Origin of the sequence: Bacillus sp. BS98, from assembly GCF_008432245.1 — a bacterium.
Classification (GTDB): Bacteria; Bacillota; Bacilli; order Bacillales; family Bacillaceae_G; genus Bacillus_A; species Bacillus_A toyonensis.
Genome location: NZ_CP043830.1, coordinates 2,617,811 through 2,638,824, shown reverse-complemented (window position 1 = coordinate 2,638,824; position 21,014 = coordinate 2,617,811). Strand labels below are relative to the sequence as shown.

Sequence of the window (21,014 nt, the reverse complement as noted above, 5' to 3'; positions counted from 1 at the left end):
AAGTAACTATTTTAATGGAGGTAAGATTTTTGGATTTTAAGCAACTACAAAATAAATTTGAAAAGAAAAAAGTGAACACATTTCTTATTTATCAAAAAGGGGAATTAACAACTGAGTATTATAAAACACCCGAATGTGCAAATAACTTATATAAAATAAATTCGATTACAAAAAGTATCGTATCTTTATTAATTGGTATTGCAATTGATAAGGGCTATATAAATGATATACATACACCGATTACAGAGTGGATTGAAAATGTACCTGGGGAGAAACATGATTTAACGCTGTATCACTTATTAACAATGACTACTGGTGAGGATTGGAAAGAGTTTGGAAATGGAGTAGTATTCCCAAACGACTTTGTAGAATCAGAGAACTGGGTACAGTACATATTAGAAAAGCCAATAATTGAAGAACCTGCTACAAAAATGAATTATAATTCAGGTTCTTCACATTTACTTAGCTATATTATTCAAGAAGCTACTGGGATGTCGACAGAGCAGTTTGCGAAAAGATATTTATTTGAGCCATTAGAAATTAGCGAATATGAGTGGCAACAAGATCCGCAAGGTATATATGTCGGCGGCTTCGGTATGAAAATGAAATCTACCGATTTATTAAAATTAGGAAAATTATGTTTGCAAAATGGATATTGGAATGAGAAAGAAATTGTATCAGCGAAATGGTTAGAAGAGTCAAGTAGGGCGCAATTTGAAACATATGAACATGTTGGCGCATATGGATATCACTGGTGGGTATTACATAACGAAAGATTTCACATACCGTATTGTATATATTTCGCTATGGGGTACGGCGGACAATACATCGTTATCATTCCTCAGTTAGAAGTAGTAGCTATTATAAGTAGTCATATGCCAAAACGTGGGCTCGTTCCATTAAAATTATTTATTGAGCATGTACAGGGAAATTCCAATTATATATAAGAAAAGGAGGGAATGTATGAGGGATGAAAAAACTTTATCTTTATTTAGACTATGTTTAAGTCTTCTAGCATGTAGTGCCATTATTACGCAATTCATAATCAGGGCACAATTGAAACCGTTCAATCCAGTTAATTTTTTTAGTTTCTTTACGATTGAAAGTAACATTTTAGTTGTATGTATTCTCCTTTTAAGCAGTATCGGAACAGCTACATTTGGTCGCTCAGAACAATTTAGTATACTTCGAGGTGCGGCAACGGTATACATACTTACGACAGGACTCATTTATTTTTTGCTATTAAGAGGATTAGAAGAGTCACTTCAAACGGCAATACCATGGGTAAATACAGTGCTACATTATATCATGCCGATTGCAATGCTTTTAGATTGGATTTTAAATCCACCTATTAAGAAAATCACTTGGAAACAATCTACAAGCTGGCTCTTATTCCCGTTTTTTTACGTTGTATATAGCTTAATACGTGGCCCAATCGTGAATTGGTATCCATATCCGTTTTTAGATCCAAGAATAGGTGGGTATGGTAAAGTACTTTTATACAGTATAGGGATAGCGGTTGTAATTGGCGCTATTTGTATATTGGTAAGATTTTTAGGGAATCGAAACTTTAGGAAAGAATTTTAGAAATGCAAGGAGCCCCACTGTTTCCGTTTTTAACAGTGGGGTTTCATTTTATCCCGCATTAACGGGGCAGTAAGACCCCCACCTCAAAATTCAGCGAAAGCAAAGAAGTTAGATGGGGGATCAACTGCCCGTATAAGCCCGATTGGTTCAACTAATAATCAGTGGGAGATGAACAACCCCCCCACTGATTAAAGTTTTACTTTATCTACTCGTCTTCTGAAACGACAACTTTATAAATTTCTCTGTCTTCGTTTCAAATTCTACATCAACAAAAACACCATATTCTTTTCCATCTTCACGTAGCCACAATTTAAACTTTTCAACAGTTATTTGAACCGTTTTTGGTTTTCTACCTATATGAAGATAATCAACAATCTCTGCTTTCGGATATTGTTCTTTCGTCTTTTCTACAGCAAGTTTACCCCATTTTGCATAAGGCGGTTGTGCATGAACAATCGATGACCCGGTATATATATTTAAACATGTTGTTAATAAAAGAATGACGAATGCGATACGCTTTAACAATTGCTTCATAATGAACTCCTTTTCTCCTTTTTGTATATTGTTTACATATTCTTTCAACGATATAAGTTTGGATTTTTTTGTCTTCTTTACATAAAAGCGAGGCTTTTACAAAACATAACCAAGAAATCATTTCTGTAATTAAGGAGGGAAAATTATGCGCCAAAAAGCTATTTTTAAAATAGTAGTTTTACTTGCGTTCATAGGACTGTCTTTAATGGTCAGTAGTATACAACTAAAGAATGTAGAAGCTTTTTCTAATCAAGTCATTCAAAGAGGAGCATCCGGTGAAGATGTCATTGAACTACAATCTCGTTTGAAATATAACGGATTTTATACAGGAAAAGTAGATGGTGTTTTCGGATGGGGTACATATTGGGCACTTCGGAATTTTCAAGAGAAATTTGGACTACCTGTTGATGGTTTAGCGGGTGCTAAAACGAAGCAGATGCTCGTAAAGGCAACAAAGTATGATAAGTCGACTGCGAATAAAGGGACGACAACGAATAAAGGAAATAGTGGTGGCACTGCACAAGAAAATAAACCACCACAAAATAAAGGGACAAATGTTCCGAACGGTTATTCCCAAAATGACATTCAGCTCATGGCAAATGCAGTATATGGAGAATCACGTGGTGAGCCGTATTTAGGACAAGTTGCAGTAGCTGCAGTTATTTTGAACCGTGTTACAAGCGCATCATTCCCAAATACCGTTTCAGGTGTAATCTTTGAGCCGAGAGCGTTTACAGCGGTGGCTGATGGACAAATATATTTAACGCCAAATGAAACAGCGAAAAAAGCGGTTTTAGATGCGATAAACGGCTGGGATCCAACAGGAAATGCTTTATATTATTTCAACCCAGATACTGCGACAAGTAAATGGATTTGGACTCGTCCACAAATTAAAAAAATTGGTAAACATATTTTCTGTAAATAGAGCGGAGGTGGGACAATGTTAAGAGGTATTATCATTGTATTATTAACAGTTGGTGTAGTTGGAACAGGATATTGGGGCTATAAAGAGCACCAAGAGAAAAATGCGGTTTTAATTCGAGCGGAAAATAGTTATCAACGAGCATTCCATGATTTAGCATACGAAGTTGATTTATTACACGATAAAATTGGTACAACACTTGCGATGAATTCACGCTCATCTTTATCACCTGCATTAGCAGATGTATGGCGTTTAACATCTGAAGCTCGTTCAGATGTAGGACAACTCCCGTTAACATTAATGCCGTTTAATAAAACGGAAGAGTTTTTAGCAAATATCGGTGATTTTAGTTACCGTGCAGCCATTCGTGATTTAGAAAAAGAGCCGTTAAATGAACAAGAATATAAAACGTTGCAAACTTTATATTCAAATGCGGGAAATATACAAGATGAACTAAGGAAAGTACAACATCTTGTTTTGAAAAATAATTTACGCTGGATGGATGTTGAAATGGCACTTGCATCAAATCGCGATCCAGCAGATAACACAATTATTGATGGATTAAAAACTGTAGAGAAAAACGTAACATCATACTCTTCTACAAACTTCGGACCGACCTTTACAAGTGCACAAAAAAATAAAAAAGGTGGATTTGAAGCAGAAGGAAAGGCAATTTCTAAAGATGAAGCAGCAAAAATCGCAAAATCATTTTTAAATTTAAAAGGAAATGAAAAAGTCGATGTAGAGAAAAGTGGAAAAGGTGCGAAAGAATCATTCTATAGTGTGAAGATTAAAGACTCTGCAACGAATAATGAGTTTTACATGGATATTACCGGAAAAGGCGGATATCCAATTTGGGTAATGAATAATCGAGAAATTAAAGAACAGAAAATTAGTTTAAATGATGCAGGAAGTAAAGGATTGACGTTTTTAAAGGATCATAAGTTTAATAATATGGAGCTCTATGATAGTTCTCAATATGATACTATCGGCGTGTTTACTTATGTAGTAAATGAGAATGGCGTACGGATTTATCCGGAAGCAATCCAAATGAAAATTGCTTTAGACGACGGATCTATCGTTGGATTTTCTGCAAAAGAATATTTAGCATCACATCAAAAACGAACAATTCCGTCTGCCAAGCTAACTGCAGCAGAAGCAAGGAAGAAAATTAACCCTGATGTGAAAGTGATGGAAGAGCGAAAAGCAGTTGTAGTAAATGATTTGCATAATGAAGTACTTTGCTATGAATTTGTTGGAACGTTAGGGAAAGATACGTATCAAATTTTCATCAATGCGAATAGCGGAGCAGAAGAAAAAGTGAAAAAAATGCAAGCTGTTGAAAAAATTTATGATTAAACCTTAATAGTAAAGTGGTGAAAAGAATGAAAATCCTAATATATGTGTTGATGCTTTGCTTTTTTATAACTGGATGCAGTATTGGAAAAAAAGACAATCCAAATGAAAAGCCAGAACAAAAAAATGTCTCAATGAAAAATGTTAATTATACAAACAAATCAAATAAGCCAAATGAAAAAGCAGCGGATCATTTAGCATCTTTAGCGGCAAGTGTGCCAGGTGTGAATGATGCAACAGCAGTAGTTGTTGGAAAATATGCTATTGTAGGTATTGATGTAAAAGCGAAACTAGACCGAACTCGTGTTGAGTCAATTAAGTACTCTGTTGCAGAAAGTTTAAAAAACGATCCGGATGGTGCGAATGCAGTCGTTGTAGCTGATGTTGATACGTATGAACGGCTGAAACAAATTGGAAAGCAAATTAAAAAAGGGAAAACTGGCGAAGGTATACTGGATGAATTAGCAGCAATTGTTGGCCGCGTGATGCCACAAGTTCCGAATGATATGATTGAAAATAGAGAAACGAATCCAATTAAAGATAATGACAAGCAATTACCAAAAGATGAAGAACAAGAACTAAGAAAAGAACAGAATGACCAATCTAATAATCATTTGAATAAGTAAAATGAGCCTCGTACTAAATTGTACGAGGCTTTTTAAATATAATATTAAATATTCAGTTTATTTTTAAGGGAATATATGGTTTAATTATTGTGGGAGGGACAACTGTTATGATGAAAAAAAGTGCATTTATTTTATGTGGTTTCTGCCTAAGTTTCAGTATGACAGCCTGTGAACAAAAGAAAGAAGTGAAAAAGCAAACAGCGACTTCTTCTACTGTGATGGAAAGTCAGAAGAAAGAATTTATCAATATAAATCATTTCTCAAAAATAGATGAAGGAATGACTTATACAGAAGTGAAAGATTTAATCGGTTTTGAAGGAAATTTACTTATAGAAGAAGGGGTAGAACATTCTACACAAATTAAACAAATTTTTGCTTGGAAGGGGAATAATCCAAATTCATTTGTTGAAATTACATTTTTGGATGGAAAAGTGCATTCTAAATCACAGCAAGGTTTAAGTTAATTTGATAAAAATGGGAGAGTATAGCATGAACATACATACTGGGGAAATACAATTAGTTCCGTATAAGGAGACGTATAAAGAAATTATACAATCATTTACTTTACCAAGTGAACAAGTTCAATTCACATCAGATCCAGGCGAATTATTGAAAAAAGCAAAAAGCGATCGCACAAAAAATGTAATTGTTATTTTAGATTACAACGGGGTACCTGTTGGTCTTTTCGCATTACAAACAGGCGAAAGAGTACAAGAGTTCACAGAGAATGAAGATGCTTTACTTTTAACATCATTTTCTATAAATTATAATAAACAAAGAAGAGGATACGCTAAAAAATCATTGGCATTATTAAAAGATTTTGTAAAACGTTATTTTCCAATAGAAAATGAAGTTGTACTTGCTGTAAATGAAAAAAATATGCCAGCACAAAAGTTATATGAAAAAGTTGGCTTCGAAGATAGAGGCTTTAGAAGAATGGGACCGATTGGTCAACAAATAATAATGCATTTACCTATAATAAAATAACGGGATAGAAAACTTACTCTTGAACATTCTTGTAGTAAGTTTTTTTTATTTTGTGCTATGTTAGTAAAAACGAAAGTCGGTATCAAAAAAGATAAAGGTTTCAATATATATAGTTGAAAGGTCAATGAATATGCGAGGAGTAATGATATGACAATTTATATTGCGTTACTAAGGGGAATCAATGTAGGTGGACATAAAATAATCAAAATGGCAGATTTAAAACGATTGTTTGAATCAATAGGATTAAAACAAGTGAAAACATATATTCAAAGCGGTAATATCGTGTTTGAATCTAAGGAAGATATAAACGCTCTAAAAGTAAAAATTGAATTTGAAATTAAAAAGGAATTTAATTTTGATGTTCAAGTCATCCTAAAAACAAATGAAGAATTAATAAATACTATAAAATATTCCCCTTATAAGGCGGATGCTTTGTTAGAAGGAGAAAGTATACACGTTGCCTTTTTAGCTCATCCATTTTCTGAAGATGAGAGGAAGCAGTTACTTATGTACAAAAGTGAACTTGAAGATTGCTATATAGATGAGAAGGTTGTATATTTGTATTTCAAAAATACCATTCGGAATTCTAAATTAATGAACCAATTTCAGAAGTTACATACACCAGCTACAGTAAGGAATTGGCGAACTGTTAATAAATTAAAAGCAATTGTAGAGGGTATGTAAATATAAAAAGATGAGGTTTCTATATATAGAAAACCTCATCTTTTATTTATATTGTTTTGCAACTATGAGTTCGACAATAGGATAAATAAAGAATGAAGAACAAAGTGCGATAAACAGTGGTAGGTTTTTAACTCCATCTAAATTGGAACCCATAGAAAAACCTTCCGAGAAGAGTAATAGAAGGAACAATACAACTACAAGTACAAAATACGCGATTTTAAAGCTTTTATATGTAATTTGCTGTCCCATTTCATCCTGACTTTCTTCTGATACACCGTGGGGATCTCCCCATGTAATATGATTGATGAGGTAGCTAAGTATTAAAGCGCTTGTAAAAATTGTTCCACCTAAAATTACACCTCCATTGATGTATTTATAAGCTCCGTGTATAAGTATTCCGACTAATGATAAAACAATTGTTATTAAAATGAATTTTTTACGATTCATATTAGAACAACACCCCCACGATTGTAAAAAACTCTTTCCATTTATAGTATAAAATTGGAAAAGGTTCATGTCAAATACTTTTTACAAGCAAGGCGAAGGTATATAGTATTTTGTTTTAATGATAAATAAAAAATTACATTACATTTGAATGTAAAAGAATAGGCTCGCATATATTTGGAAGGGATGTCAGATTAATTTAGGGGGTAGTTATGTCTATACTTTTAAAAGCTGGTGCAGATGCAGGAAATAACGGTTTGAAGTTAATGGTGAAAGGGCAAGACCCTATTTTTATTCCGAGTATTTATTCTTTATATATAGGTGAGCCTACAGGATTGTTAGATGAGGGGGATGTGTCATTATCTGAATTAGAAAATCATATCGATGTGACCATTAGTTCTCCATCGCTAATGTTAAATAATGTACGGTACATCGTTGGAGAAAAAGTCATTCAAGATCAATTAAAAGGTACTGAAGTGGAGAAGAAATCGAATAAGTCGACGGATGAGCTAATGGTTATTACAATACTATCGGGTTTAGCAGTAAGTGCTATGCGTCAAAGTCCAACTTCTAGTCATATTAACATTCGATATGATTTATCTGTCGCTCTTCCTATGCAGCTTATTACACAAGAAATAGCTGCCGAAAATGCAAAACGTTATATGGGAAATCATAAAGTTGTTTTCCATTATCCGAACGGTCGTGATGTTACTATTAATGTTTCTATTGAGTTTTGTAAATGTCTGCCTGAGGGCGCTTCTGGGACGTGGGGCATTGTATATGATGAAGAAGGAAATGTTGTGAAACATAAAATAGAATGTGAACAAAATCAAATTTCAGAAATAGATTTTGTTGATAAAACTTTATTGTCTTTTGATATTGGAGCGGGGACAACAGAAGAAGTTGTTTCGTTAGGGGTAAATTTCCGTCCGCAATTAAGTAAAGGATTATCGTACGGTGTAAAAGAAACGTTACTACAAATTATTACGAGATGGAACCGGAAGTATCCAACAAAAACGATTGACAGTATTACAGAATTCAATCAAATTTATTTAAATGATAAACATCCTAGGAATGCATTATTAGTTGAGGAATCACAACCAGCACTATTAGGATTAGCGGCGCGTGTCGCAACAGATATTATTAACAAAATTGATGATATGAAAGACGATCCATACGTGTTTATTTATGGCGGGGGCGCAGTTATCATTAAAAATAGCTTGAAAATGATTTTAAAACAAAAAGGGCGTTTAACAAATGTAATCTTTGTCGATAATCCATTATTTACAAATGCAAGAGGATTATTGGTCTACACTTGTTCGCCAAAGTATAGAGAACATAAACAAAAAGAGTTAGGGTTTACAAACTTAACGATAAGTTAGTTGGTGGCAACATGCGATCTAGGCGATATAAACGTGGTGATCGAGTGAAAATCAATATTCATAAATCAGTATCACCTGAAATGCTTGCATGGCTTAATAAACAATCAAACCCAACTAATTTCTTTTTCTTTGCAGCACAGCAATTATTTAAACAAGTAGGAGATATTGATGTGTCAAAAACTTTACCAAATAGCCATGTTTTCTCATTATATATGGAGCCCTCATCCTTATTAAAAGTCGAAGTAAATCCTTTTAAAAACGTACCACTAGAAGCGAATAAATCCACCGAAAGTGTAAAAAAAAAATCATGGGAATCTGTTGATCAATTAGATTGTCCATTTTTTTAAACATAGAAAAATATAGGTAAGCCCATCACTATACATATGGATACAGTGATGGGTTTTTGTTAGTGTACCACTAGTCCAATAAATAGAAGGGGCACAATACAAATTTGTGCCCCTTCTATTTATTATTTATCTATATTTTAGATGTATGTTCTGTTACTGCTTGAATAATGTTTTTCCAGTCATCAGGATGATTTTCATGTCCTGCTCCTTCAAGAGTTAAAAGTGCTGAGTTTGGAATTTCATCAATAAGTGCGAGACCATGTTCAAATGGTAGTGCTGTATCGTCAGTTCCGTGAATTACTAATGTGGGTGCTTGTATGGAGCTAAGTACACCTTCATAAGCATCATCACCTTGAAGTAAAGCGTGATTAAACATACTTAATAGATTGTTAGCCCTTTCTATTTCGAGTTTTACTTGTGTATAAACTCTGTTTTCATCAAATGAACGTTTTGAGCCGCACAATAGACGAGAGCCTGTAACTAAATACTCTGTCACAGCGTTTTGATTTGACCAATCTAAATTTGCACCATTTGCGTGATGTATTAAAATTCTTTCATCCATCGGAGGTAAATCGCGAGTGTTGTTATCTGAGCCTATAACACTTGTTGCTAGTAAAGTTAACGTTAAAATTCTTTCAGGATGTTTTACAGCGGCAATTTGAGCAATCATGCCACCTAATGACATACCAAATAAGTGCGCTTTATCAATATGATAGGCATCCAGCACCCCAATTGCATCTTCAGCCATAGTTGTTACCGTATAATTGGAAGTTCCAGGTTCGTATGTAACAGAGCGTCCTACATCACGGTTATCAAAGCGAATGACAAATTTCCCTGTGCTAGCTAACTGTTCACAAAATTCTTCATCCCAATAAACCATTGAACACGTAGCTCCCATAATTAATAAAATTGCTGGATTATTAGGATTTCCAAAGCTTTCTGTACAAATATCAGTCCCGTTTGTTTTAATCATCTTTTCGGTCATAGTGTTATCTCCATTTCTTTTGGATTTTATTACAAACATAGAAAATAAAATTCTGTATGATTCTAAGATGTACACAAAATTGAATTTGGAACTCACATTAATTAATAGCGTAGCATAAATACCACCTCTAAACATGTTTATTGTCATTCAAAGCAAAAAAATTTGAAAAATAATTGTAAGTTATTAAAATAAACAGCAAGGAGGAGAGGAAATGAAAGCAATTGTTATTGATCAATATGGTAGTGTTGAAGAACTAAAAGAAAGACAAATTTTAAAACCAGTTGTTACATATAACGAGGTATTAATACGCATTCTCGCAACATCTGTTAATCCAGTTGATTGGAAAACTAGAAAAGGAGACTTACAACAACAATTGCAATTTTCATTTCCAATTACTTTAGGGTTAGATGTAGCTGGAGTTATCGAAGAGGTTGGAGAAGAGGTAGAAGGTTTCAAAATAGGAGATAAAGTGTTTACGAAACCTGAAAATATAGGGAAGGGATCTTATGCTGAATTCATTGCGGTAAAATCAGATTTAGTAACTTATATGCCTACTAACCTAAGTTTTGAAGAGGCAGCTTCTATTCCACTCGCAGGACTTACTGCTTGGCAAAGTCTTGTAGATTACGCAAAAATAAAAGAAAATGACCGAGTATTTATTCACGCTGGAGCTGGTGGTGTCGGAAGTTTGGCAATCCAAATTGCAAAATCATTTGGAGCTTTTGTTGCAACTACTGCAAGTGGTAAAAATGAAGAATTTTTAAAGGATTTAGGAGCGGATCTCGTTATTGATTATAAAAAAGATAAATTTGAAGAGCTACTATCAGATTTTGATATTGTATTAGATACAATCGGTGGCGAAGTACAAGAAAAAAGTTTTCAAATTATTAAACCTGGCGGTGTTCTAGTTTCGATTGTTCATGAACCAAATTATAAAATGAAAGGGATAAAATCAGGATTTTTATGGCTAAAACCAAGTGGAAAACAATTAGAAGAGTTATCAAATTTAATTGTACATGGAAAAATCAAACCGATCATAAGTAAAGTTGTGTCACTTAATGAAGAAGGGGTTAGAGAAGCTCATATTTTGAGTGAAGGGCAACATGTTAGAGGTAAGATTGTAATTAAAGTGGAATGATGATAGCCGCTGTATATTGACTTGTAGTGAATAAAGATAAATTGGAGTACTCCATAATTTTATAATACCCCAAAGTACTTTTATTTTGGGGTATTAGCTTTTCTTAGTTTGATGGGCTAGTGAACATACTTTTAAAAATTAAAGTTTCGTATTGTATCATGTAATTTCTCTAATCCAATCGCCATATCTTTTTCATTTAACATGGAATAGCTAATTCTTAATTGGTTATTATTTGTATCGTTATTTAATAGACAAGCTGTTCCAGGTAAAAAAGAGACATCTGCTTCATTTGCTTTTTGTAATAAGTTAAAAGGATCAATTGTATTAGGAAGTGTAATCCATAAATTAAAGCCGCCATTTGGTATTTTAAAGTGTATTTCTTTTAGTGGCGATAATATAGCGATTGTTAAATCGCGTCTAATTTGTAAAGCGGTGCGTAATTTTTCTAAATGATTTTTCATACGTTCTGCACGTAAGAAAGGAAGTAGTGCTTTTTGCGTTAATAACGGGCTACCGATATCCATCGAACCCTTCACAGCATATAACCATTCAAAAATAGGCCCATCGGCTATAAGTGCAGCGATACGTAGTCCAGGTGCTAACGTTTTACTAAAACCTTTTAAATATATTACATGACCATTCGTATCAAAACTTTTGATTGGAGGAGGAACTATAGCATCCTCAAAATATATTTCTCCGAAAGAATCATCTTCAATTATAAAAAACTCATATAACTCCGCTAGTTCTATAAGTTCCAATCTCCGTTCTTTACTCATTACTGTACCTGTTGGGTTTTGAAAAGTAGGATTCACATATAACAAAACAGGATTCTTTCTTTGACAAAGGTCATCTATTAAGTCTGAGCGAATGCCGTTTTTATCAAGACTAATAGGTATAATCTGCACTCCTTTGTTGAGAAAAACATCAAGTGCTGCGCCATAACAAGGGCTTTCTACTAATACTATATCTCCAGGTTTTAATAATGTTTGAGCGATCAAATCAATTCCTTGCTGGGCACCACTTGTAATTAATAATTGAGAGGGGTCTGTCACTAATTTCTGATGTTCTTTTAGATAATTAACTATTTCAACTCGAAGTTCATAATCGCCTTGAATAGGTCCATAAGTTGCTAGTAACATCGGATTTTTATCCAGCAATTTGTGCATTTCGTCTGCTAGAAATGGATTTGGTAATAGACGTGGATATAAAATCGCTTGTGAAAAATCATAATATTTTCGGTGTTGATTCATTGCATATTGAGAACGCATAACATTAATAGTTTTCGTTTGTTGCCATTTATAAGGAATAGTTTTGAATTCTTTCTTTACACGTTTATATATATAAGCGCCTTTTCCTTGCTCGATGCGTATATATCCTTTCGTTTCTAGCTGCTTATACGCCTTACGAACAGTCAATAAGCTAATTTGTAAATCTTCGGCCATATAACGTAATGATGGAAGGGAGTCACCATATGAAAGCATGCCACTTTGTACTCTTTCAACAATTTGCATATATATTTGTTGATAATACGGTATGTTGGATTCTTTCCGTATTACAATCTTCATGGCTTCACCTTGTTTCTTTTTTATTTAATTAAAGCGAAAAAAAGAAAGAGAATCAACTACAATTTGATGTAACTGTTATAAGCATAGATACACTGTTATACACGAAACCCTCTATACTCATGTTAAGAGTAAAAAGGAGGAAGAAAAATGGTCATTTTCAATTATATTTTAGTATGTATTATTTTCGGCACAACATTTTTAACGATAAAAATCGGAATTGAAGCAGGAGCGCCTCCATTATTTTCAGCAGGAATTCGTTTCTTTTTAGCAGGAGTAATCTTGATGTTTATATTTAAGTTGAAGCGAAAAGAAATTATGCCGCATGTATTTTCAAAACGTATTATGTATGCTGGCTTTTGTTTAACGTTCATGACATTCGCATCTTTGTACTGGGCTGAACAATATATTTCTTCTGGGTTAGCTGCTGTACTTTCTGCAACAGGTCCTATGATGATTTTATTATTACAAGCAAGAAGAAATAAGAAACAATTGCAAAAGGAGCAATTTTTCGCTTTAATTATTGCGTTAATAGGCGTTGTTTTTGTTTCTTTACCAGGAATGCATCAAGAAGTAAGTTTCATATGGAGTATTGCTTGTATTATTTTAGTAGTAGGGGAGTTATTTTACGGAATAGGTTCTATTCGCTCAAAAGAAATACTTTCGGATTTACGAAGTGTATCACCATTTCTTATTAATGGTATTCAAATGTTTTATGGAGGGATTTTGCTACTAATCGTATCATTCATAGTAGAGCAGCCGAATGTAACTGTATTAACCTCATGGAGCGTACAGTGGCCTATTTTATACCTCATATTTATCGGATCAATTGGTGGGCACGGATTATATTACTGGCTTTTATCAAAAACAAATCCTGTATTCCCATCGACGTGGTTATATGTATCACCATTAATAGCAATTATTGTAGGATATATTGTATTAGGAGAACCATTAAATCCTGCAATGGGTATAGGTGCTTGTTTCATATTGATAGGTGTATTTTTGGCCAATCGTTCAACACTACGGACTTATTTCAAACAAGGACGGTTATTAGAGAAGGAAATGTAGTTGGATAATGTAACGGCCCTGTATATTATCGGGCTAGTAAAATCAAAAACACAGCTGGGAAAATAACCAACTGTGTTTTTATAATTAATTCACTTTTTTAATAAACCCTTTGTAATGACGTTTCACAAGTTGACTTTCTAACGTCTTCATTGTTTCTAGTGCTACACCGACGATAATAAGTAAGCTTGTACCACCAATTTGAGCAGAAGGTGGTAACGTAGCAATTTTCGTAAATACGAGTGGTAATATTGAAATTGCACCTAAGAAAATTGCACCGATAAATGTTAAACGGTATAAAATTTTGGTTACATATTGCTCTGTCGCTTTACCAGGACGAATACCAGGAACATAACCGTTTTGCTTTTTCAAATTCTCAGCCATTTGTTCAGGATTTACTTGAATAAATGCGTAGAAGTATGTGAAAGCAACGATAAGACCGACATAAAGCGTCATTCCAATTGGGTGTGCAAAATCAAGGTTTGCGACTAACCATTTGGATACGCCTGAATCAGGGAAGAGCTGCGCAATTGTACGCGGCGTCATTAAAAAGGCTGAAGCAAAGATTACTGGAATTACACCAGCACTATTTACTTTAAGTGGTAAATGAGTGTTTTTTGCTCCTTGATATGGATTGTTTCCTGATACAGCTTTAGCGTATTGAATGGGTATTTTACGAACAGCTTGTTGAATGTAAATGACACCAACAACAATCGCTAAAATTACGAGTCCAATTAAAACCATTTTTATTATGTGCATGAATAATTGATCGCCTGCATTTTGAAATTGTTGCAAGTAAATTTGATTAGCAACATTCGGAATTGCCGCAACAAGTCCTGCGAAGATAATCATTGAAATCCCATTACCAACACCATTAGCGGTAATTTGTTCACCTAACCAAAGTAAAAATGCAGTACCTGCAGTTAAAACTGTCGCAATAAATAAGTATGTAGTCCAGCTTTGATCTGTTATTAATTGTCCACCTGCTATATTATTAAAACCATAAGACATCCCAATGGATTGTATGAATGCAAGAATGATTGTAAAGTATCGAGTAAATTGAGCTGACTTCTTACGGCCCATTTCACCTTGCTTTGCCCATTCCGAAAATTTAGGTATAACGTCCATTTGTAGTAATTGTACTATGATGGAAGCTGTAATATATGGTGTAATACCTACAGCGAAGATCGAGAAGTGTTGCAATGCTCCTCCACCAAATACGTTTAGCATACCTAAAACGTTGGCTTGATCTTGTACCTTTAATACCTCTGCGTTAGTATGAGGAACTGGAATAAATGTGCCAATTCGAAAAACAATTAGCATCGCTAGTGTAAAAAGAATTTTGTTTCTTATCTCAGCTACTCTCATGAAATTTGAAATCGTACGAAACATTATGTCGCCTCCTATATTTTTATCAGTTCAAAACTGATTATTATATCCCGATGAAGTAACCACAAACCTCCTTCCGCATTAAATTCATTTGACAAATGGAATTTCATACATTTTGCAGTTTTCACGGATATAAAAATATAAGGTGTTATACGAGCGACCTATTATCTTTTCGTAATCATTCAATACCCATAATATATCGAATAAATTAACAAATGTACATACATACGCATGAAAAATGAATAAATAGGGTGATTTTTTACATTTACTTAATGCTAGATTGATAATTAGGAACGTTTTACGTAGTTGTATCGAAAGGATTCAGTGGAAAGTATTATGGTGTAACTGTAGCACATGAAAACCTCAAGGATTTTGAGAAAACGCATATATTTCGTCGTGAATTAGAGAAACTATTAAAGCAAGAAAAGATTTGATTGAAATAGTAGTGAAGGAAAATCTTTTTTCTATAGAGAATATTTCTAACGTAGGAATCTAAGTATGTAGGTTCTAATGAAAGGAGAATTCACATGAATACATTTGTAAATGACAAGTTTGATGAAACGAGAAAGCAATTATTTGAGGAAATTACTTTGTTAAGTGATGCTCAATTTAATAGAAAACCAGATCAGGATAAATGGAGTATAGCACAAGTTTGTCATCACTTAGTTTTATTAGACGAGAGAGTTATAACAGTTATTTCGTCAGGATTAAAAAAGATGGATAGTATCCAAAATGAGCGTAAAGAAATTCACGCTATTGTATTAGATAGATCGATAAAATTTATAGCTCCAGAAATGATTGAACCAAGTATAGAAACATTTGAAGTACAGCAAATGATTGATTTGTTAAACAACGCTAGAAAAGAATTGATGCGTTTCCTGCGTACAATAGAAGATGAATCTATATTAGCGAAAAAATCAGTGATGCATCCAGCTCTTGGAGAATTACTTCTAGATCAGTGGATAGAACTGATCTATTTGCATGAACAGCGTCATATAGAACAAATTAAAGAGATAAAATTGCTTTGTGAAGTTGAAAAGTAAAAATCATTATCTTTTTATTGGGCGATTTGGGATAGTATCAAGGGTTCGAGTGATAAAATTCAAATCCTGATTAAAATTATGATGAATGTAGTTGAACGCAACTAATAAGCAGAAGAAAATACGAAACTAGCAGATCTTACTCCTGAAGAGGAAACGAACATTCGAAAAAAAACTGAATCCGATTTGCTGTATAAGTGGAACCCCGTCTTAAATGAAGAGCGGGGTTATTATTTTTGGAAGTGATCTCAGTATTTTCATATAGAAGGAAGTAAATTGGTAATGAAATCCGAAAATGAGTTATATGTCCAAAATTTTGAAAGCACATATACATCTACCGTTGGTTTAGCGCTCTTCACACGTTGGAGGAAGAAGTATTTTGTTAGAAAACGATAACATACTATTCTGTTAGGGGAAATATGCATTTGATTCTCTATATTTTCACAGTAAAACCACCTCCAAAATTATCTTTTGTAGTTGAATTTTTCCGAATAATAAGTTACATTTTTAAAGTTCAAGCAACTTTATGCCAGTACAAAAAGGGGAGAAATATTGTTATTATGCAAAAAATGAAATGGAAGAACTATGTATGCTATTTTATTATTCTTATGCTTCTTGTAACAGCAGTAACAGTCAAACCAGCTATTTCTAAGGCTGAGGAATCTGATGTTAACATTACATTGTTAGGTACTGCAGATATTCATGGTAGATTTATGCCTTGGGATTATGCGCTTGATGGAGCAAATATGAGTGGAAGTTTGACGCAGCTTTATACGGTTATAAAGAAGGTACGTCAAGAAAATCCAAATACCATATTAGTAGATGCCGGGGATGCAATTCAAGGAAACTCAGTAGAATTATTCAACGATAAGCCACAATCGCCAATGATGGTAGCGATGAATACAATGGGATATGACGCCTGGGCATTTGGAAATCATGAATTCAACTTTGGATTAGATACATTGAAAAAAGTTAGTGAGCAATATAAAGGAAAGACGTTAGCAGGAAATATTTATAAGGAAAATGGAGAGCGTTTTCTTCCTGCATATACGATTGTTGAAAAAGGTGGAATTAAAGTCGGGATTATTGGTATGAATACACCAATGATTAGTGATTTTGAAAAAGGGACAGATCATTTGGATGGTTTAGTAGTGAAAAATCCAGTAGAAGAGACAAAAAAGGCAATTAAAGAATTAGAAGGTAAAGTAGATGTAATGGTAGGGGTTATGCATATGGGACTAGAAAATGAGAATGGAATCCCAGGTACTGGTGTTCAAGATATTGCGAATGCTTGTCCGGAACTAAGCGCTATTTTTGCGGCTCATATGCATAAACTTGTAAAAAAAGAAGTTGTAAATGGCGTAATTATTACAGAACCAGATAAATATGGAACGCATATTTCACGTATTGACCTTACTTTTACAAAGCAAGATGGAAAGCTTGTTTTAAAAGATAAAACAGCTACCGCTATACCTGTAAAAAATGCTGATGGAACAACAGTATTATCTGATTCTGCACTTGAAGAAACATTAACACCTTTTCATGAGTATGCAAGAGGAGATGCAAATGTTGTAGTTGCTCAATTAAAAGGGAGAAACCTTGTTCCTGAAAATGAAATAAAGGGTATTCCAAGTGTGCAGATTCAAGAGACACCTTTATCAGATTTCTTTCATGAAGTTATGCTCCATTACAGTAAAGCGGATGTAGTAGCCCATCAAATTGATAATGATTCTGCCCGTTTGGATATAGGGCCTATAAAGAAGAAAGATATTGCGTATAATTATCAATATGCTTTGGGAGAAATTACAGTTTACAAGATAACTGGAAAAGATTTAAAAGACTATATGGAATGGGCAGCAGGATATTTTAACTCATCTCGTGCCGGAGATGTAACAGTTAGTTTTGATAAAAACCGTCGCGCGTCTAAATACAGTACGAATGATTTCTTTGGAGGCGTAAAATACGAAATTGATTTAACAAAGCCATATGGTAGTAGAATTACAAATTTACGCTCTATTCGTACAAATAAACCGATTAAAATGAGCGATGTTATGACGCTAGGAATGAATGCGTATAGAATGGAGGCTCTACAGGCAAAAGGGGGAGCTTTAGAGGGACGTAAATTTGAACAAACTTGGTCATCTAAACAAGAGAATGCATTCGGAGAAACAGGTGGAACCATTCGTAACCTTGCTATTACGTATTTAAAAGAGGTAAAGAACGGTGTATATACGCCAAAAGTTATGCGTAATTGGAAAATTACTGGTGTAGATACACATTCTTCAGAGCATAAAGCTGTAGTTGATCTTGTAAATAAAGGGATTTTAGAAATTCCAAAAACAGAAGATGGAAAATATACAAATATAGCATCTATAAATACTAAAGATTCAATTACAAAAGAAGAGATTGTAGCACTCTCGCAAAAAGCTAATATTAATCCAAATCAGTTTAATCATACAAAGACAAAAGGTGAATTTTATAAAAAACTTAGTAGGATTACTAAAAAAATATAAATTATAAGGTTTCTTATAGTAATTGTTATTTTAATAGCATTAAACCCACTCTTACAATAGTAAAGAGTGGGTTTTTATGTTGTTATTTAGATGTAAGTGTACTTTTATTAGAATAAATATAGGTAATTAATAACTAACCAATTGGATGAGCGCTGCCAAAAAGGATTCTTTTTTTATTCAAATTAATGTACTTATGTGTTCCGTTAATTATTTACAATATTGACCACAATTTATGTAATTTTGCATAATATTACATAAATTTTGTATTTTCTCTTTTTTTCGACATAAATAGACAGTATACTTTGTACAAGCTTTCTATTTCAAAAATTATACGAGGTGAAAAAATGAAAAACACAAAGACATTAACTAAGGTAGCATTAACAACAGGATTAGCTTTAACAGCTGTGGCACCATACGGAATAGGTCATGCAGAGGAAACAGATCAACTACAAGTTCAAATTCAGGAGGAATCGTTCCGTTCGGGTGAACTTACACAACCGTCACAAAAGGCACCAGAAAATGTAGTAAAGGATGCACTTAAGGAGAAAACAGAACAAGCTCTGTCCCAAAAACAAGTCAATGGAGAAACAGGAGTAGATTATAAAGTTCTTCAAAAACGTGATTCGTATGATGGGACTACACTCGTACGTATCCAGCAAACATATGAAGGAAAAGAAGTATATGGCCATCAATTAACCGCACACGTAGATAATAAGGGGGTTATTAAAAGTGTTTCAGGTGATAGCGCGCAAAATTTAAAACAAGAAGAATTGAAAAAAACTATTAATCTATCAAAAGATGAAGCAAAACAATATATTTTTACGAAGTACGGGAACGATATCAAGTTTATTTCTGAGCCAGAAATTAAGGAAGTTATTTTTGTTGATGAAAATAATGGACAAGCTAGCAATGCATACCAAGTTACATTTGAAGCTGCAACACCAAACTATGTTTCTGGAACTTATTTAGTAAATGCGCAAAATGGCAATATGTTAAAAAATATGGTACAAGAATCTAACTTAAAAGCAAGTGAAAAACTAGTTGGGGCCTTAAAGGAAAGTAAAAAAAGCAGTCTTACATCATTAACTGGAACAGGAAAAGATGATTTAGGTATTTCTCGTTCATTTGGTATTTCTAAACAAAGTAATGGCAAATATGCGCTTGCTGATTATACAAGAGGGCAAGGAATTGAAACTTATGATGTGAATTACAAAGATATTACTAAAGAAGAAAGCTATTATCCTGGTACATTAGCAACTAGTACTTCAACAACATTTAACGATCCAAAAGCAGTAAGTGCTCATTACTTAGCAACAAAGGTATTTGATTTTTACAAAGATAAATACAAGCGTAATAGTTTTGATAATAAGGGACAAAAGGTAGTTTCAGTTGTACATGCTTGGGATTCTGAAGATACGAACGATCCGAAAAATTGGCAGAATGCATTAAGTGCTAATAATGGAAGTATGCTTGTATATGGCGATCCTATCGTTAAAGCATATGACGTAGCTGGACATGAATTTACACATGCTGTTACTTCTAGCGAATCTAATCTTGAATATTACGGTGAATCTGGTGCAATCAATGAGGCACTATCTGATATTATGGGAACATCTATTGAGAAATACGTAAATAACGGAACATTTAACTGGACAATGGGTGAACAAACCGGATCTGTTTTCCGTGATATGGAAAACCCAGCTTCTGTGCCATCTTCACTTGGAGTACCTTATCCAGATGATTACAGTGAATTTAACGATTTTAATGGCTGGGATCAAGGCGGCGTTCATTTTAATTCAAGCATTATTAATAAAGTTGCGTATCTCATTGCAAAAGGTGGAACTCATAACGGAGTAACTGTTAAAGGAATTGGTGAAGATAAAATGTTTGATATTTTCTATTATGCAAATACAGATGAGTTAAACATGACTTCTAATTTCAAAGAATTGAAGTCTGCATGTATTCGAGTGGCAACTAATAAATATGGAGCGAATACAGCTGAAGTTCAAGCAGTTCAAAAGGCATTTGATGCAGCAAAAATTAAGTAAGTTAGAAGTATTATTTTCATTCTTATATTAATACATTATGAAAAACAGCTAATGTCACTTTAAGGATATTAGCTGTTTTTTTACACAGCAATGCATTATTGATAATAAACTTACTAAGCGATAATTAGGCTGTCTATCTTCAATACGTTGCGAATAATATATAAGGTTAAATGTATATAAAAACAGAAAATTAATAATATATTGACCTCTTGATAGAAAGTGCTATAGAATGAAAACGATAACAAACGATTGCTTTAAAATGATTTCCCTGATCTTTTAGTATTTATAAGTATATAAAGGCATAAAAAATCTATTTTTTTAAGTTTTAATGCAAACGCTTTCGTATTAAAAGGTCATTGAAATACATATGTGAAAATAGCCAATATGGAGGTGAAGTAAAAGAGA

At 33.5% G+C, this 21,014-nt stretch carries 20 protein-coding genes; 15 read left to right on the top strand and 5 right to left on the bottom strand.

Annotation, left to right across the window (positions count from 1 at the left end):
- Positions 1-29: 29 nt before the first annotated feature.
- Positions 30-947 (top strand): serine hydrolase domain-containing protein, encoded by a 918-nt coding sequence (locus tag F0362_RS13610; RefSeq protein ID WP_000346271.1) that lies wholly within the window; start codon positions 30-32, stop codon positions 945-947.
- Between the two features lie 16 nt (positions 948-963).
- Entirely contained in the window at positions 964-1,587 is a 624-nt protein-coding gene (locus F0362_RS13605; RefSeq protein ID WP_001204118.1) for a Pr6Pr family membrane protein, read from the top strand.
- Between the two features lie 201 nt (positions 1,588-1,788).
- Here the strand turns inward: F0362_RS13605 and F0362_RS13600 are convergent, their stop codons facing one another.
- Positions 1,789-2,121: a YqzG/YhdC family protein gene (locus F0362_RS13600; RefSeq protein ID WP_000811610.1), complete on the bottom strand. Its 333-nt coding sequence runs from the start codon at positions 2,119-2,121 to the stop codon at positions 1,789-1,791.
- Between the two features lie 145 nt (positions 2,122-2,266).
- Here F0362_RS13600 and sleB point away from each other — a divergent pair, with 145 nt between their 5' ends.
- The 6 genes from sleB to F0362_RS13565 all read left to right on the top strand — a co-directional run bounded on the left by sleB (position 2,267) and on the right by F0362_RS13565 (position 6,696).
- Positions 2,267-3,046 carry a spore cortex-lytic enzyme gene (sleB, locus tag F0362_RS13590; RefSeq protein ID WP_001249060.1) on the top strand — a complete coding sequence of 260 codons (780 nt, stop codon included), beginning with the start codon at positions 2,267-2,269 and terminating at the stop codon, positions 3,044-3,046.
- Between the two features lie 15 nt (positions 3,047-3,061).
- Positions 3,062-4,402 carry a germination protein YpeB gene (gene ypeB / locus F0362_RS13585; protein ID WP_000943731.1) on the top strand — a complete coding sequence of 447 codons (1,341 nt, stop codon included), beginning with the start codon at positions 3,062-3,064 and terminating at the stop codon, positions 4,400-4,402.
- 26 nt (positions 4,403-4,428) lie between these two features.
- Positions 4,429-5,025 carry a YhcN/YlaJ family sporulation lipoprotein gene (locus tag F0362_RS13580; protein ID WP_000698005.1) on the top strand — a complete coding sequence of 199 codons (597 nt, stop codon included), beginning with the start codon at positions 4,429-4,431 and terminating at the stop codon, positions 5,023-5,025.
- A gap of 107 nt (positions 5,026-5,132) precedes the next feature.
- The gene (locus F0362_RS13575) at positions 5,133-5,489 is read left to right on the top strand and encodes a hypothetical protein (RefSeq protein ID WP_000976449.1); all 357 of its coding nucleotides are present in this window, start codon (positions 5,133-5,135) and stop codon (positions 5,487-5,489) included.
- Between the two features lie 25 nt (positions 5,490-5,514).
- Complete coding sequence (locus F0362_RS13570; RefSeq protein ID WP_001020893.1) at positions 5,515-6,012, top strand: GNAT family N-acetyltransferase; 498 nt, start codon at positions 5,515-5,517, stop codon at positions 6,010-6,012.
- Positions 6,013-6,159: 147 nt separating this feature from the next.
- The gene (locus tag F0362_RS13565) at positions 6,160-6,696 is read left to right on the top strand and encodes a DUF1697 domain-containing protein (protein WP_000158250.1); all 537 of its coding nucleotides are present in this window, start codon (positions 6,160-6,162) and stop codon (positions 6,694-6,696) included.
- A gap of 42 nt (positions 6,697-6,738) precedes the next feature.
- On the opposite strand, the gene F0362_RS13560 is transcribed toward F0362_RS13565, so the two are convergent.
- The gene (locus F0362_RS13560) at positions 6,739-7,143 is read right to left on the bottom strand and encodes a DUF2178 domain-containing protein (RefSeq protein WP_001080325.1); all 405 of its coding nucleotides are present in this window, start codon (positions 7,141-7,143) and stop codon (positions 6,739-6,741) included.
- Between the two features lie 209 nt (positions 7,144-7,352).
- Between F0362_RS13560 and F0362_RS13555 the strand changes: the two genes are divergently transcribed.
- A complete protein-coding gene (locus tag F0362_RS13555; protein WP_000025612.1) occupies positions 7,353-8,522 on the top strand; it encodes a ParM/StbA family protein in 1,170 nt (389 codons plus the stop codon).
- 11 nt (positions 8,523-8,533) lie between these two features.
- Entirely contained in the window at positions 8,534-8,869 is a 336-nt protein-coding gene (locus F0362_RS13550; protein ID WP_001257765.1) for a hypothetical protein, read from the top strand.
- A gap of 130 nt (positions 8,870-8,999) precedes the next feature.
- Here the strand turns inward: F0362_RS13550 and F0362_RS13545 are convergent, their stop codons facing one another.
- Positions 9,000-9,854: a BCA family alpha/beta fold macrolide esterase gene (locus F0362_RS13545; protein ID WP_000136875.1), complete on the bottom strand. Its 855-nt coding sequence runs from the start codon at positions 9,852-9,854 to the stop codon at positions 9,000-9,002.
- A gap of 211 nt (positions 9,855-10,065) precedes the next feature.
- Here F0362_RS13545 and F0362_RS13540 point away from each other — a divergent pair, with 211 nt between their 5' ends.
- Entirely contained in the window at positions 10,066-10,992 is a 927-nt protein-coding gene (locus tag F0362_RS13540) for an NADP-dependent oxidoreductase (RefSeq protein ID WP_000644559.1), read from the top strand.
- Between the two features lie 131 nt (positions 10,993-11,123).
- Here the strand turns inward: F0362_RS13540 and F0362_RS13535 are convergent, their stop codons facing one another.
- Positions 11,124-12,557 carry a MocR-like pyridoxine biosynthesis transcription factor PdxR gene (locus F0362_RS13535; RefSeq protein ID WP_000706569.1) on the bottom strand — a complete coding sequence of 478 codons (1,434 nt, stop codon included), beginning with the start codon at positions 12,555-12,557 and terminating at the stop codon, positions 11,124-11,126.
- A gap of 147 nt (positions 12,558-12,704) precedes the next feature.
- On the opposite strand from F0362_RS13535, the gene F0362_RS13530 reads away from it, so the two are divergent.
- Positions 12,705-13,622, top strand: a complete 918-nt coding sequence (locus tag F0362_RS13530) for a DMT family transporter (RefSeq protein ID WP_000234345.1) — start codon at positions 12,705-12,707, stop codon at positions 13,620-13,622.
- Between the two features lie 84 nt (positions 13,623-13,706).
- Here F0362_RS13530 and secY read toward each other — a convergent pair whose 3' ends face one another.
- Positions 13,707-15,011, bottom strand: a complete 1,305-nt coding sequence (gene secY, locus F0362_RS13525; RefSeq protein WP_000490108.1) for a preprotein translocase subunit SecY — start codon at positions 15,009-15,011, stop codon at positions 13,707-13,709.
- A 524-nt stretch (positions 15,012-15,535) separates the two neighbouring features.
- On the opposite strand from secY, the gene F0362_RS13520 reads away from it, so the two are divergent.
- From F0362_RS13520 to F0362_RS13510, 3 genes are all read left to right on the top strand, one after another.
- Positions 15,536-16,051 (top strand): DinB family protein, encoded by a 516-nt coding sequence (locus F0362_RS13520; protein ID WP_001091625.1) that lies wholly within the window; start codon positions 15,536-15,538, stop codon positions 16,049-16,051.
- Between the two features lie 557 nt (positions 16,052-16,608).
- Positions 16,609-18,561: a bifunctional metallophosphatase/5'-nucleotidase gene (locus F0362_RS13515; RefSeq protein WP_149889820.1), complete on the top strand. Its 1,953-nt coding sequence runs from the start codon at positions 16,609-16,611 to the stop codon at positions 18,559-18,561.
- A 344-nt stretch (positions 18,562-18,905) separates the two neighbouring features.
- Positions 18,906-20,609 carry a M4 family metallopeptidase gene (locus tag F0362_RS13510; RefSeq protein ID WP_000799180.1) on the top strand — a complete coding sequence of 568 codons (1,704 nt, stop codon included), beginning with the start codon at positions 18,906-18,908 and terminating at the stop codon, positions 20,607-20,609.
- Positions 20,610-21,014 lie beyond the last annotated feature (405 nt).